Raw genomic sequence first — 13,075 nt, 5'->3', positions numbered from 1 at the left:
GGAACGCCCGGCAGAGAGTGCGTTGAGGAAAGTGCAAGCAAATACAACCGTTTTACGCCTGCGAGAACACGCGCGTGCTGAGGAAATCAATCAACGCGCGCACTTTGGGGGAAGGGTGTTTACTGGCTGGCCACAACAAATGGAACACATTACGGTGGCAGGCGTAGTCACTGAGCACTTCACAGAGTGTGCCTTGCGCCAGAGCATCACGCACCGAGAAATCGGGGAGCATGGCAATGCCTAATCCGCGCATCGCAAAGCAGACGCGTGTCTCAATGTTGTTACACACCATGGTGGTGGGCAATACCAACTCATGTTCGTCTTCGTAACCGCGCAGCACCCAGCGCTCAAGCTTCCCTGTGGTGTTAAATCGATAATGCAGACAGGCGTGCTGTTGAAGTGCTTCTGGTGTCTGAGGTGTACCGTGGCGCGCCAGATAGTCGGGAGAGGCAACGGCAATCGAATAGGCGTATCCGAGTTTACGCGCGGTAAGGCGAGAATCACCAGGCGGGCCGCCACGCATCACGGCGTCATAGCCTTCAGCAATCACATCGACCACGCGGTCGCTAAAATCGAGGTCAAGCTGAATATCAGGATAGGCCACCATAAAGTCACCCAGTGCAGGCAGAATCAGCGAGTTGACAATCGGCAGGCTCAGTTTCAACCGCCCGGTAGGACGCTGTGCCGCCTGCGACAGTTCGCTTTCGGCAGCTTCAATCTCTGCCAAAATGCGCCGACTGCGCTCCAGAAACAGCTCACCTTCTGCGGTCAATGTGATACTGCGCGTGCTGCGATGAAATAAGCGCACACCCAGTTTATCTTCCATTCGTGCAATGCTTTTGCCCACCGCTGATGCGGAGATGCCGAGTTGACGCCCAGCGGCAACAAAACTCCGGGTTTCGGCGACCTGCACAAACACCATAAAGCCATTAAGACTGTCCATAACGCCTCATTATTGCGGACATAAATGTCCTGTTAGTCCTGAAATGTACCCTGGTTTTTCCGCAATCGTGAAATGACTAATTTAGGAGGTCATTATTCAGGAGCGATAAAAATGCAGAAATTGATTGAGCAGGTGATGAAACAGGCGCTGAGTGTGGTGGCGTTTACCAACACGCTCTACGAAGGGATGTCTGGACAGTTTGTCAGTGACCTGCGTGATGCGGTTTATCAGGGTTTACGGGGGGCACGATGAGCGCGCGTTTACCCTTCATCCCTTTATTTACGCTGAGCCTGGCGGCATTCGTGACTATCGTCACCGAAGCGCTGCCTGCTGGTCTGCTCGCGCCGATGGCACAGGGTTTACAGGTTTCGGTGGCGGCGGCCGGGCAAAGCGTATCGGTGTATGCGGTGGGCTCTTTCGTGGCGGCTATTCCGCTTATGTCCCTGTTACAGGGTATGCCGCGAAGGCGCTTGCTGCTGTGTGCGCTGGCAGGATTTACCCTGGCGAACGGGGCCACTGCGCTGATCGGCAGTTATCCGCTGATGCTGGTGGCACGTGCCATCGCCGGTATCGCTGCGGGCTTGCTGTGGGCGCTACTGGCAGGTTATGCCGCTGCCATGGCACCCGTGCAGCACAAGGGCAAAGCGATCGCTATCGCTATGGCGGGTACGCCATTGGCACTGGCGATCGGCGTACCTTTGGGAACGTTCATTGGCAACCTGATCGGCTGGCGTTTGTGCTTTGCCGCACTGAGTGGCTTATCGCTGTTATTGATGCTGATATTGCGACTGACGGCCCCCGAGCAGCCGGGACAATCAGCCCGGCAGCGGTTGCCATTGCGTGATGTACTGAAATTGCCTGGCGTAGGCAGCGTCTTAGTCTTGGTGCTCTGCTTCGTACTGGCGCACAACGTCCTCTACACCTATATCGTGCCACTGTTACAGCCTGCCGGGCTGGCTGAGCGAGCCGATGCGGTACTGCTGTTGTTTGGCATCAGCACTTTGGTCAGCATTTTCATCACCGGATTGTGGGTGGACGGCTATTTACAGCAAATGCTGTGCATCTGCGTTGCCATGTTTATCGCCGCCGCGACGCTGCTACAGCTTTTACCCACCTATGGATGGGCAGTCTGGCTGGCGGTGATTATCTGGGGGCTGGCGTTTGGTGGGGCTGCCACTCTGTTTCAAACGGCGATGGTGGTGCGCGCCGGGCAGGCCGTCGATGTCGCGCAATCAATGCTGGTCACCGTTTGGAATCTGGCGATTGCCGCAGGTGGCATGCTGGGCGGCGTATTGTTGAATGGGCCAGGGGTGCCAAGCTTTGCCCCGGTCTGTTTAGGGCTGTTAGCGGTGGCGCTGTGGATTGTCTGGCGTGCGAGACAGCACCCTGTAAGGAAGGGTCTTACTTCCCAGCCGTGATAATAACCGCATGATTCGACAAGGCATCTTGCGCAGCGTAAGCCAGGCTTGAGCCTGTTCAACAGGTTAATCGGCACCCATCCAGGAGAGCATTATGAAAATCGATTTGCACGGTAAAACGGCCTTGGTTACCGCATCCAGCGGCGGCATTGGTTTTGCGATTGCGCAAGGGCTGGCAGAGAGTGGCGCAGAGGTGGTGCTAAATGGTCGCAGCGAAGCGTCGGTGAGCCGCGCGCGTGAGAAGCTAAATGGATCAGTGGTGGGCGCCAAAATCCATACGTTTATTGCCGATCTTGGCAGTGCGCAGGGTGTGAAACAGTTACTTCATGGCTTGCCGCCGATCGATATTCTGGTCAATAACGCGGGCATCTACGGTCCGCAAGATTTCTACGCCACTGATGATGAAACCTGGGAAGCCTACTGGCAAACCAACGTGATGTCGGGTGTGCGTTTGTCACGCGCACTGTTGCCCGACATGGTGAAACGCGGCTGGGGTCGCGTGGTGTTTATCTCTTCGGAATCGGCGCGCAACATTCCTGCAGATATGGTGCATTACGGGGTGACCAAAACGGCGCAGTTGTCGCTGGCACGTGGCTTAGCCAAAGTTGCGGCGGGTAGCGGTGTGACGGTGAACAGTGTGTTGCCGGGACCGACCCTTTCCGATGGCTTTGCCGCGATGATGGAAGAGGAGGTTAAGCGCACCGGTAAGTCCTTAGAGGTGCTGGCAAAAGAGTTTGTGATGGCGCAGAGACCGAGTTCGGTGATCCAACGTGCCGCCACGGTGGAGGAGGTGGCGAATATGGTGGTTTATATCTGTTCTAATCAAGCCTCTGCCACCTCTGGCGCCGCACTGCGCGTCGATGGCGGTGTTGTAGATGACATTGTTTAAACACCAATAAGGCGGAGATTACCGTCGCGGCGCGATTTATCGCAAATCCTGGAAGCATGACTTTTGCTAACAGATGCGCATTCAATTGTGCCGCGACAACCAGCACCAGCATGGAAATTAAGACAAAAGTTTACACAGCAACGCTTGGTGTTTCTGCTCCCTATGCATAAAATGCCCGCACTTCTCTCTGGGGCGATGGCATGACCAAATCGGTACAACGCGCAAAATGGATTCTGGCACTGCTTTGTCTGGTGCTGGCGTTTTGTCTCGCCCAGCGAAGCTTCAATTTGCCCTCCGCCCCTCAGACCGCGATCAGTGCCTCATCCATCAATCATGTTGAGGATGTGGGTGGCGACAAACTCTGTTCGATCAGTGCTAAATCACTCCACGCCGCGACACCCATGCTGGACAGCACCATGCCGTTCCTGCTGATGGTGATGGCCTTACTCGTCACGCTGTTCCCGTCCCAAACGGCGACAGGCTATCAGCGTGAAACCCACTTCCCCCCCATTCAACGACGGCATCTCACCTTCTGCGTCTTCCGGGAATAACGCTACGCGTTCGATCGCGTAACCCTGTTATTGACTGGAGAAACATTGATGAAGATTTTTATCAGGAGTTTGATACTCCTGCTGATGTGCTGCGCAAGCCTGGTGCAAGCCGCCGATACGGGTTGGCTGCGTAATGCGCAAAATAGCCACGCTGAAGTGCGACTGCGCAGCGCCGATTTGGGCGACAAACAACAAATATTACTGGATATTCGCCTGCAACCGGGTTGGAAAACCTATTGGCGCACGCCTGGCGAAGGCGGCGTAGCCCCGGAGATTCGCTGGCAAATGCCCGACGTTAACGCGCAGTGGCACTGGCCAACGCCGTCACGTTTTGACGTCAGCGGTCTCACCACGCAAGGCTACAAGGGCGATATTACGCTCCCCATTGAGGTGAGCAATGTGTCAGGTGAGCAACTGGCAGGCACGCTCACGCTCTCCACCTGTAGCGATGTCTGTATTCTGACCGATTTCCCCTTCAGCCTTGATCTCACGCAACTGGCTGATGGCGATTTTGCGCGTGACTACGCCCAAGCGATGGGGCAGATCCCCGCGGAAAGCGGCCTGACCGATCAACTGGATGCCAGCTATATGAATGGCGAGTTGCAGATCCGTGCACAGCGTCACGAGGGCTGGACGCAACCGGCGCTGTTCTTCGACTACCCGCAAGGCAGCATGTTGGCTGCACCGAAAATCAGTGTTCAGGGCGACACGCTGATTGCACGTGTTGCGGTCACGGATGAGTGGGGTGAAACGGCCCCCGATCTGCGGGGTAAAACCCTTTCATTAGTGCTGGCGGATGGCGGGATTGCCCAGCAGAGTGCATTAACCATTGGATCACAACCGCTGGCGACGGAGACCGGATTGCAAACGCTGTTGTCAGTGCTGTTACTGGCGTTGTTAGGTGGTTTGATCCTCAATCTGATGCCCTGTGTACTGCCGGTACTGGCGATAAAACTCAGTAGCCTGGTCCAGCAACAGGGGCAAACACGTCGTCAGACGCGACAGCAGTTTCTCGCCTCAAGCGCCGGCATCCTGTTCTCATTCCTGCTGTTAGCCGCATTAATGACCGGCTTGCGGTTGAGCGGCCAGGCGCTGGGTTGGGGCATCCAGTTCCAGAGCAGCGGCTTCCTGCTGGCGATGGTTTTGGTGATGTTCCTGTTCACTGCCAGCCTGTTTGATCTGCTGCATTTTCGTTTGCCGTCAAATCTCAACACCCGGCTGGCCACGCAGGGCGATGAGGGGCTGCTCGGACACTTTGGACAGGGGGCATTTGCCACTTTGTTGGCAACGCCTTGCAGTGCGCCTTTCCTCGGCACCGCCGTAGCCTATGCCTTGACCGCACCGCTGCCTCAACTGTGGCTGTTATTTGCCGCATTGGGTGTGGGTATGAGCCTGCCTTGGCTGCTGGTGGCGGCATTGCCGGGACTGGCGCGATGCCTGCCTCGCCCTGGGCGCTGGATGGTGCACCTGCGTACTCTTCTCGGTCTGTTTATGCTGCTCGCAACGTTCTGGCTGGTCACCCTATTGATCCCTCACTGGGGAGAGACGTTCGCGCTGGTGCTGGGCGGAGTGCTGCTGTTCGCACTTTGCGCTTGGTTGGTTCGGCGTCGCGCACTGCAACAAGCGGGAGTGGTGTTTATCACACTGACGCTGGCAGGCGCGATCTTTCTGATGACGCGCATCGCACCTGAAGAGGAAACGCTCTACTGGCAGCCGCTCACCGAAGCCGCGATCAATCAGGCGCTGGAGCAGGATAAGCGGGTATTTGTGGATGTGACCGCCGACTGGTGTATCACCTGCAAAGTGAATAAATCCCGCGTCTTAAATCAACCTGACGTGCGCGCCGCGCTGAAGGCCGATGATGTGGTGCTGCTACGTGGAGACTGGACGCAGCCCGATCCGGCCATCGGCGAGTTCCTGCGCCGCCGCGATCGTGTCGCTATTCCCTTTAACCAAATTTATGGCCCGGCACTGCCGAATGGCCAAATTTTGTCACCGTTGCTGAGTCGTGAAGCGGTGATCTCAACACTCTCTGAGGCAAAAAAATGATCAACAAATCCCTGTTACTGTCACTGATGTTCCTTTCTCTTCCCGCGCTGGCGGCGGCTCCTTTTACCCCTGAGCAGGAGGCGCGCATCAAAGAACTGATCCGTGAAACCCTGGTGCAGAACCCGGCGATTCTGGCAGAGGCGGCCGATGCGTTCGATAAAGAGGCCTCACGCCAGCAGCAGAACGTTGTCGCGCAGATGGTGGTGAAGAACCACGATGCCTTATTTAATGATGCCGGTTCACCGCGTATTGGGGCGGAAAAACCGGCGCTGACGCTGGTGTATTTCACCGACTACAACTGTGTGTTCTGCAAAAAGTTCGATGCGGATATCGAGAAGCTGCTGAAAAGCTATCCACAAGTGGCGGTAGTATTGAAACCGCTCCCTTATCGCGCTGAGACATCATTGACCTCGGCCCGTCTGGCCCTGACCGTGTGGGAGCAGCAGCCGAAAAACTTTCTCAAACTGCACGAACGTTTGATGGCGAAAAAAGGCAACCATGACGAAGCGAGCATCGCAGCGGCGCTGGATAAAACCGGCATTAGGCTTAAGGAACCCAGCAAAGCCAGCCTGGACACCATCAACCGGAACCTGACATTGGCCCAGCAACTGGGTGTACAGGGCACGCCTGCCACGCTGGTGGGTAATGAGCTAATCAGCGGTGCGGTGCCTTACGCGCAGCTGGAAGCGGCAGTGAAGGGCGCATTGCAGGCGAAACCATGAAGCGACTCAAACGTTGGCTGAGGGAAGCGCTCTGGCTGGTGTTGATTGCCGGTGCAGTGATTTGGGGCATGGATTGGTTGCGCGCTCCTCAACTGCCCGCCGATTTGGCCCACCAGCCACTGACTGCACTACAGGGTGAGGTCGATTTGGCCGCACTGAGTCAGGAGCGCCCGGTGCTGGTGTATGTCTGGGCGACCTGGTGTGGCGTGTGCAAACTCACTACGCCCACGGTGGCCGCGATGAGCCAGCAAGGCACGCAGGTCGTGAGTGTGGCGTTGCGTTCCGGGGATGACCAGCGCGTTGCCACCTGGCTGAATAAGAAGGGGGTTCAAGGCATTGCGGTAAACGATGAAAATGGCGCGATCAGCCAACGCTGGGATATCAATGTCACGCCAACCTTCATTGTGCTACAGCAGGGGAAAGTGGTGAGCACCACCACCGGCTGGAGCAGCGGCTGGGGGCTGAAACTCCGTCTGTGGTGGGCGGGACAATTCAGCTAACTCTCTGATTTAAAAACCGGTCGCTATGAATGGCGACCCTACAAAATTTTTGGGTTCTGTAGGGTGCGCATGAATGCGCTCCGGGTTCCCTTACGCTTAGATAACATCATTAAAATGTGATACCTCTCACACCACAAACGGCATTTCAGGGCTGCATTTCTGCGCGCTTTGATTAAAATGAAACGGTGTTTCAATTTAATGTGAGGATGGATCATGAAAATCGCTTTGATGATGGAAAATAGCCAGGCCGCCAAGAACGCAACCGTATGGAATGAACTGCAAACTGTCGCGCAACCGCTCGGCCATCAGGTGTTTAACGTCGGCATGAGCGACGAGCAAGATCATCATCTGACATACATTCACCTCGGTATCATGGCTGGACTGTTGCTGAACAGCAAAGCCGTGGACTTTGTGGTGGCCGGTTGCGGCACGGGTCAGGGGGCTCTGGTGTCGCTCAACCTGCACCCTGGTGTGGTCTGTGGCTACTGTATCGATCCTGCTGATGCCTATTTGTTTGCCCAGATAAATAACGGCAATGCGCTTTCTCTGCCGTTCGCCAAAGGCTTTGGCTGGGGGGCGGAGTTGAATCTGCGCTTTATCTTTGAGAAAGCCTTCACCGGTGAAAAAGGTCTGGGTTATCCGCCGGAGCGCAAAGAGCCGCAGGTGCGCAATGCGGGTATCCTTAATCAAGTTAAAGCCACGCTGTTGAAAGAGGACTACCTGGATTCCCTGCGCGCGCTGGACCCTGAACTGGTGAAAGTGGCTGTAACCGGGTCACGTTTCCAGCAGTGCCTGTTCGAACACGGCCAGAATCAAGACATCGTGCGCTTCGTGCGGGAACTGTTGTAACCACATCATGTTAATCGCTGTCGCGGCGCGAATAATGGCACCGCGACAGCATTTCACTTCTATGCGCGACTGGATTCCACCAGCATCTGGGTGTATCCGACCTGAGCGCGATTTCCCACCAGCGCATCGACATCCAACGTTTCCAGTACCTTGCCATGCTGCATGACGGCAACGCGATGGCACAGATGTGCCACAACACCGAGATCGTGCGTGACCATCAAATAGGTGAGATTCTCCTCTTGTTGCAGATCACTCAACAAATTAAGAATTTCAGCCTGTACAGAGACGTCAAGTGCAGAGGTGGGTTCATCCAGCAACAGTACGCGCGGTTCGAGGATCAGTGCTCGGGCAATCGCCACACGTTGACGCTGCCCGCCAGAGAGTTGATGCGGGTAGCGGGTTTGCCACGCACGGTTGAGTCCCACCTTTTCCAGCATGGCAATTACTCGCTGTGAGCGTTGGCCGAGACCATGAATATGTAGCGGTTCTTCAAGAATATCGCCGATAGAGTGGCGTGGATGCAGTGATCCATAAGGGTCCTGAAACACCATCTGCACCTGGCGGCAGCGATCGCGTGCTATGCGATGCGCCAGAGGGTGTCCAGCAATAGCCAATTCGCCGTCCCAGTGAGTGAACAGCCCGGAGAGGCACTTTAATACGGTGGTTTTACCCGATCCCGATTCACCAACCAGACCAAAAACCTCCCCCTCGCGCACTGACAAGTTCACATCGAACAGCACTTGATTACGCTGCTCATCTTCGCCAAAGCTGAGGTTGAGTTGACGCACGCTAATCATCTCGTTCATGTACGCTCCTTAGGGTTGTAGCCAGCTGGTCTGACGTTGCAGCACCGGTAAACGCGAGCGGCGTGCATCCATATCTGGCAACGCTGCCAGCAATCCTTGGGTATAAGGATGTTGGGCGTGATCGAGTTGGTTGGCCGGCAAAGATTCAACGACGCGACCTGCATACATGACCAATACCCGATCGCAAAATCGCCTGACCAGATTCAGATCGTGGCTAATAAAAATCAGACCCAGCCCACGTTGTTGCACCAGCTCATCCAGCAGCGTTAACACCTGAAGGCGGACCGACACATCCAGGGCGGAGGTGGGTTCATCGGCGATCAATAGTTCAGGATCGGTAATTAACATCATGGCGATCATTACGCGCTGACCTTGCCCGCCTGAAATCTCGTGCGGGTAACATTGATAAACCCTTTCCGGTTCACGGATGCGCACCACTTCCAGCATCTCCATAGCTCGCTGACGTGCAATGTCGCGCTGGCCGGGATGATGGCTCCGCCAGGCTTCAGCGATTTGTTCTCCTACTCGCACTACCGGATTCAACGAATATTTCGGGTCCTGCATGATCATTGAAATACGCTTGCCGCGCACGGCACGCATCTGCGCAGGCGAAGCACGCAACAGATCAACATCGGCAAACTGCATGCGTTGTGCGGTAATGCGCGCACTCCGCGGATGCAGTTGCAGCAGTGCACGGCCCACCGTGGATTTCCCTGAGCCTGATTCACCAACAATCGCCAACTTCTCTTTGCCTAACTGAAAGGAGATACCGCGAACAGCCGGGGTAATTTGCCGCCCGTTGACGAAGCTCACCTGCAAGTCCTCTACATCAAGTAAAGGTGCAGCGTTATTCGCTGCGAGGATCGAGGATGTCACGTAAGCCATCTCCTAAAAAGTTGAACGCCAGACTGTTCACCAAAATTGCCAAACCGGGTACCGTGACGACCCACCAGCACTCCAGCATGTAAGTGCGACCGCTGGCGATCATCGCTCCCCATTCCGGATCGGGCGGTTGTGCCCCCAAACCCAGGAAACCCAATCCCGCTGCGGTCAGAATGATGCCCGCCATATTCATGGTGATACGGATAATCACTGAGGGCAGACATAGCGGTACAATGTGTTTCCATAAAATACGCAGTGAGGACGCGCCCTGTAGCCGCACGGCAGAAACAAAGTCGGCCTGGCGCAGTGATAGCGCTTCCGCGCGCGCAAGCCGTGCTATCGGCGGCCAGGCAGTGAGCGTAATGGCAATGACCACATGCTCAAGGCCAGGACCGAGTGCTGCAACAAACGCCAGCGCCAGCACCAGGCTCGGGAATGAGATAAAGATATCGGTGACGCGCATCAATACGCTGTCTACTTTGCCGCCGAAATACCCTGCGGTTACCCCCAGCAGCAGCCCCAGTGGACCTACGGTGATCGACACCAGTAGCACGATGTATAAGGTGATGCGTGCCCCCCACACCAGGCGGCTTAAGATATCGCGCCCGAATTCATCGGTGCCAAACCAGTGCTGCGCATTGGGCGGAGTGAGCGCATTATTCAGATCCTGGATCAGTGGATGATAAGGGGCTATCCAGGGGGCAAGTATGGCCACAATCAGCAGTAGTAAGATAATGCCGCCACCGATGGCAGTCAGCGGATTACAGGCCATTTGCCAGAGGAAATGGCCCATGCGCGAAAGGGTACGGCGACAACGTGCCAACTGTTCACGTGTCGCAGGGGTATGAAACAGATCGAGAGAGACGGTCATACTTTGGTCCTCGGATCGAATACCTGATAGAGCAGGTCAGAAAGAAGATTCAGCAACACGAAGATCAAGCCGACCACCAACACGCATCCCATTACGGCATTCATATCGCCCAGCATCAGACTGCCGGTGAGGTAAGAGCCAAAACCGGGCCACGAGAAAACGGTTTCAATCAGCACTGCGCCCTCCAGCAAAGCGCCATAAGCCAGCGCGACCACGGTGAGAAGCTGTACCAGAATATTGCGGAAGGCGTGTTGCCAGATCACTTGCCACTCGGTGAGTCCTTTCACTCGCGCGGTTAAAATGAACTCTTGTGACAGTTGCGCCAGCATAAAGCTGCGCGTCATACGGCTGATGTAGGCCAGCGAATGGAAGCCCAGTAACGAAGCGGGCAGAATCAGGTGATTCAGTGCACTCTTGAACACCGCGATATTGCCGGCCAGCAGTGCATCCACCAGCAGTAAGCCCGTGCGTCGTGGCACAATACCATCAAGGCTGAAATCGACCCGACCCGCACCGCCTACCCAACCGAGATGTGCATAGAACAGCAGCAAACCGATCATCCCCACCCAAAAAATAGGCGTTGAGTAACCTGCCAGGCTGATGATACGCACCAGATAATCCACCAGGCTGTTTCGACGTGCAGCGGCCCACACGCCCAGCGGTACGCCGAGTCCGGTGCCGAGCACTATCGCCAGCGTGGCGAGTTCGACGGTAGCCGGAAAGACACGCAGGATATCGTTCACCACCGGCTGGCCTGTTAACAGTGCCATACCAAGATTGCCGTGTAGCAGGCCTTGTAGATAGATCCAAAACTGCACCCAAAGTGGCTTATCGAAGCCCAGTTGATGATAAACCTGCTGATAAGTGGCGTGATCGGCATCCGGCCCGACAATTGCCAGTACGGGGTCGAGCGGCATGACGCGGCCAATAAAGAAAGTCAGCAGCAGTAAACCGAACAGGGTAACGGCCACTTGCAATACGCGGCTACGCAAGCGCCGCCAGTGGCGTGGAGTTAAGGTCATTGATCACCTCCTGCCAGGTTCGCTGGCGTTTTCCACACATCGCGCAGGAAGGTGGTGGCAGAAGGGTGCGGCACATAATTTTGCACCCGATGATTCACCACCACCGAATCGGTCATTTGTGAAATCGGCATAAGCGCTGGAATTAACTGGTCATAGCGGCGCTGAATGGCGAAGTAATCCTGCTGCTGTTTATTCGTGTCTCTTTCCAGTAGTGCCTGGTCGATCATCTGATTGAGCTGCGCATCGTAAAAGCCGGTACGCCAGCCCTGGAAATTTGTGAGGCGCGCACTGTCAGCGTTATTGGGGTTGTACACCAGTGCGCGCAGGCTGGAGTGGGGATGCGGCTCAACACCACTTCCGCCGCGTCCCACCAGCAAATTGAACTGGCGTTCTCGCATGGCACCGTAAATCTGATTGCCGGTTCCGGTGATGATTTTGGCGCGAATGCCTGCCTGCATCAGCGTGGATTGAATGGCGATAGCGATATTCAGAAAGGGCTGATCCGCCAGTACACGCAGCGTCGTGTCAAAGCCGTTGGGATAGCCGGCCGCTACGAGCAATGCTTTGGCGCGCGGTACATCGAGGTGATAACCAGGATCGGGCAGCGTTTCTGGCATTCCAGACTGGATTGGACGCTGATGCAGGGTGCCATAACCAGCCATCAGGGATGCGTTAATGCCTTGATAATCCACCAGATAGCGCACCGCTTCCCGCACTTGCGGATTGGCGAAGTGGCTATCCTTCATGCTCATCGCCAGATAATAGATTGTGCCTTTTTGCACTGCATCTATGGTGAGGTCCGGGTCATGGCGTAGCGCTTGTACATCGGGTATCGCCATATTACTGGCGATATCAATATCCCCTTTCTGCATCATCAAACGCAGGGTTTGTGATTCCTGCAAATGGCGGAACACCACGCGTGTGAGCCTGGGCGCTCCACGCCAGTAGTCCTCTTCCCGGCTGATGCGCAGCACATCTTTAGCCTGCCACACATCCAGGCGGAACGGACCCGATCCGGCTTCGTGCGTGGTCAGCCAGCGGTTGCCCCAGTCATTATTTTGCGCATGAGCCTGCACGGTTTTGCTGTCCAGCACCACCATGCTACCAAGGGCAGCCAGAGAGTAGAGCACCAGTTGCGGATCGTTAGGCTTAGGCAGTTTGATCACTACAGTGTGCGCATCAGGTGCGCTAATCATCTGATCCACATTATCTTTGCTGAAGCCGTAAGATTTCCACACCGAAGCCTGTGCCAGATTGAGATGCAGCACGCGGCGCATTGACCAAACGGCATCTTTGCTGGTGAGCGCATTGCCAGAGTGGAAACGCACACCGTCACGCAGATGAAAAGTGAGCTGACGATTATCGGCACTGATCTCCCAGCGCTCTGCCAGCGCGGGGCGTACCTGAGTGAGCTGGCGAGGATCTAACTCCACCAATCCATCATAGAGATTGACCACAATGCCCACGACTTCATTACCCGTCATGGCGGCCGGATCGAGGGTAAGTAGATTGTTCATGTTCATGCCCACAATCAGCTGGTCGTCTGGCGTGGCGGCCATCAGCGACGGGCTAC

General features: G+C 55.8%; 14 protein-coding genes. 8 read left to right on the top strand and 6 right to left on the bottom strand.

Features of this window, described 5'->3' with window-relative positions:
* Positions 1 to 52: 52 nt before the first annotated feature.
* On the bottom strand, positions 53 to 943 hold the full coding sequence (locus LK04_RS09475) for a LysR family transcriptional regulator (RefSeq protein ID WP_039329118.1): 891 nt from the start codon (positions 941 to 943) through the stop codon (positions 53 to 55).
* Positions 944 to 1,054: 111 nt separating this feature from the next.
* On the opposite strand from LK04_RS09475, the gene LK04_RS20650 reads away from it, so the two are divergent.
* The 8 genes from LK04_RS20650 (at position 1,055) to LK04_RS09440 (ending at position 7,921) form a co-directional block, all read left to right on the top strand.
* A complete protein-coding gene (locus tag LK04_RS20650) occupies positions 1,055 to 1,195 on the top strand; it encodes a hypothetical protein (protein ID WP_156138044.1) in 141 nt (46 codons plus the stop codon).
* Positions 1,192 to 2,361 (top strand): MFS transporter, encoded by a 1,170-nt coding sequence (locus tag LK04_RS09470; RefSeq protein WP_039329116.1) that lies wholly within the window; start codon positions 1,192 to 1,194, stop codon positions 2,359 to 2,361. The genes LK04_RS20650 and LK04_RS09470 overlap by 4 nt, the downstream gene beginning before the upstream one ends.
* Positions 2,362 to 2,455: 94 nt before the next feature.
* Positions 2,456 to 3,250 carry an SDR family NAD(P)-dependent oxidoreductase gene (locus tag LK04_RS09465; protein WP_039329115.1) on the top strand — a complete coding sequence of 265 codons (795 nt, stop codon included), beginning with the start codon at positions 2,456 to 2,458 and terminating at the stop codon, positions 3,248 to 3,250.
* Positions 3,251 to 3,450: 200 nt separating this feature from the next.
* Complete coding sequence (locus LK04_RS09460) at positions 3,451 to 3,801, top strand: hypothetical protein (RefSeq protein WP_039329113.1); 351 nt, start codon at positions 3,451 to 3,453, stop codon at positions 3,799 to 3,801.
* Between the two features lie 48 nt (positions 3,802 to 3,849).
* Positions 3,850 to 5,850 carry a protein-disulfide reductase DsbD family protein gene (locus LK04_RS09455; RefSeq protein WP_081998073.1) on the top strand — a complete coding sequence of 667 codons (2,001 nt, stop codon included), beginning with the start codon at positions 3,850 to 3,852 and terminating at the stop codon, positions 5,848 to 5,850.
* Positions 5,847 to 6,572: a DsbA family protein gene (locus tag LK04_RS09450; protein WP_039329109.1), complete on the top strand. Its 726-nt coding sequence runs from the start codon at positions 5,847 to 5,849 to the stop codon at positions 6,570 to 6,572. Before LK04_RS09455 ends, LK04_RS09450 begins: the two co-directional genes overlap by 4 nt.
* On the top strand, positions 6,569 to 7,072 hold the full coding sequence (locus LK04_RS09445; RefSeq protein WP_039329107.1) for a protein disulfide oxidoreductase: 504 nt from the start codon (positions 6,569 to 6,571) through the stop codon (positions 7,070 to 7,072). Before LK04_RS09450 ends, LK04_RS09445 begins: the two co-directional genes overlap by 4 nt.
* A gap of 213 nt (positions 7,073 to 7,285) precedes the next feature.
* Positions 7,286 to 7,921 (top strand): RpiB/LacA/LacB family sugar-phosphate isomerase, encoded by a 636-nt coding sequence (locus LK04_RS09440; protein ID WP_039329105.1) that lies wholly within the window; start codon positions 7,286 to 7,288, stop codon positions 7,919 to 7,921.
* Positions 7,922 to 7,980: 59 nt separating this feature from the next.
* Here the strand turns inward: LK04_RS09440 and LK04_RS09435 are convergent, their stop codons facing one another.
* The 5 genes from LK04_RS09435 to LK04_RS09415 form a co-directional block, all read right to left on the bottom strand.
* Complete coding sequence (locus LK04_RS09435; protein ID WP_039329138.1) at positions 7,981 to 8,718, bottom strand: ABC transporter ATP-binding protein; 738 nt, start codon at positions 8,716 to 8,718, stop codon at positions 7,981 to 7,983.
* An 18-nt stretch (positions 8,719 to 8,736) separates the two neighbouring features.
* Positions 8,737 to 9,603 (bottom strand): ABC transporter ATP-binding protein, encoded by an 867-nt coding sequence (locus LK04_RS09430; RefSeq protein WP_039329102.1) that lies wholly within the window; start codon positions 9,601 to 9,603, stop codon positions 8,737 to 8,739.
* Entirely contained in the window at positions 9,575 to 10,402 is an 828-nt protein-coding gene (locus LK04_RS09425) for an ABC transporter permease (protein ID WP_418903649.1), read from the bottom strand. The genes LK04_RS09430 and LK04_RS09425 overlap by 29 nt, the downstream gene beginning before the upstream one ends.
* 74 nt (positions 10,403 to 10,476) lie before the next feature.
* On the bottom strand, positions 10,477 to 11,502 hold the full coding sequence (locus LK04_RS09420) for an ABC transporter permease (protein ID WP_039329100.1): 1,026 nt from the start codon (positions 11,500 to 11,502) through the stop codon (positions 10,477 to 10,479).
* Positions 11,499 to 13,061, bottom strand: coding sequence for an ABC transporter substrate-binding protein (locus tag LK04_RS09415; protein WP_231568841.1), 1,563 nt, complete (start codon positions 13,059 to 13,061; stop codon positions 11,499 to 11,501). Before LK04_RS09415 ends, LK04_RS09420 begins: the two co-directional genes overlap by 4 nt.
* Between the last annotated feature and the right edge of the window lie 14 nt (positions 13,062 to 13,075).

Origin of the sequence: Pantoea vagans (assembly GCF_001506165.1) — a bacterium.
In the GTDB taxonomy this organism is placed as follows: Bacteria; Pseudomonadota; Gammaproteobacteria; order Enterobacterales; family Enterobacteriaceae; genus Pantoea; species Pantoea vagans_C.
The sequence above is the reverse complement of the archived record's forward strand: the minus strand, read 5'-3'. Positions and strand labels throughout refer to the sequence as shown.

Bases quoted from the DNA above. Each gene is read 5' to 3' on its own strand.
- LK04_RS09475 (WP_039329118.1), bottom strand. From the start codon at position 943: ATGGACAGTCTTAATGGCTTTATGGTGTTTGTGCAGGTCGCCGAAACC.
- LK04_RS20650 (WP_156138044.1), top strand. From the start codon at position 1,055: ATGCAGAAATTGATTGAGCAGGTGATGAAACAGGCGCTGAGTGTGGTG.
- LK04_RS09470 (WP_039329116.1), top strand. From the start codon at position 1,192: ATGAGCGCGCGTTTACCCTTCATCCCTTTATTTACGCTGAGCCTGGCG.
- LK04_RS09465 (WP_039329115.1), top strand. From the start codon at position 2,456: ATGAAAATCGATTTGCACGGTAAAACGGCCTTGGTTACCGCATCCAGC.
- LK04_RS09460 (WP_039329113.1), top strand. From the start codon at position 3,451: ATGACCAAATCGGTACAACGCGCAAAATGGATTCTGGCACTGCTTTGT.
- LK04_RS09455 (WP_081998073.1), top strand. From the start codon at position 3,850: ATGAAGATTTTTATCAGGAGTTTGATACTCCTGCTGATGTGCTGCGCA.
- LK04_RS09450 (WP_039329109.1), top strand. From the start codon at position 5,847: ATGATCAACAAATCCCTGTTACTGTCACTGATGTTCCTTTCTCTTCCC.
- LK04_RS09445 (WP_039329107.1), top strand. From the start codon at position 6,569: ATGAAGCGACTCAAACGTTGGCTGAGGGAAGCGCTCTGGCTGGTGTTG.
- LK04_RS09440 (WP_039329105.1), top strand. From the start codon at position 7,286: ATGAAAATCGCTTTGATGATGGAAAATAGCCAGGCCGCCAAGAACGCA.
- LK04_RS09435 (WP_039329138.1), bottom strand. From the start codon at position 8,718: ATGATTAGCGTGCGTCAACTCAACCTCAGCTTTGGCGAAGATGAGCAG.
- LK04_RS09425 (WP_418903649.1), bottom strand. From the start codon at position 10,402: ATGGGCCATTTCCTCTGGCAAATGGCCTGTAATCCGCTGACTGCCATC.
- LK04_RS09420 (WP_039329100.1), bottom strand. From the start codon at position 11,502: ATGACCTTAACTCCACGCCACTGGCGGCGCTTGCGTAGCCGCGTATTG.
- LK04_RS09415 (WP_231568841.1), bottom strand. From the start codon at position 13,061: ATGGCCGCCACGCCAGACGACCAGCTGATTGTGGGCATGAACATGAAC.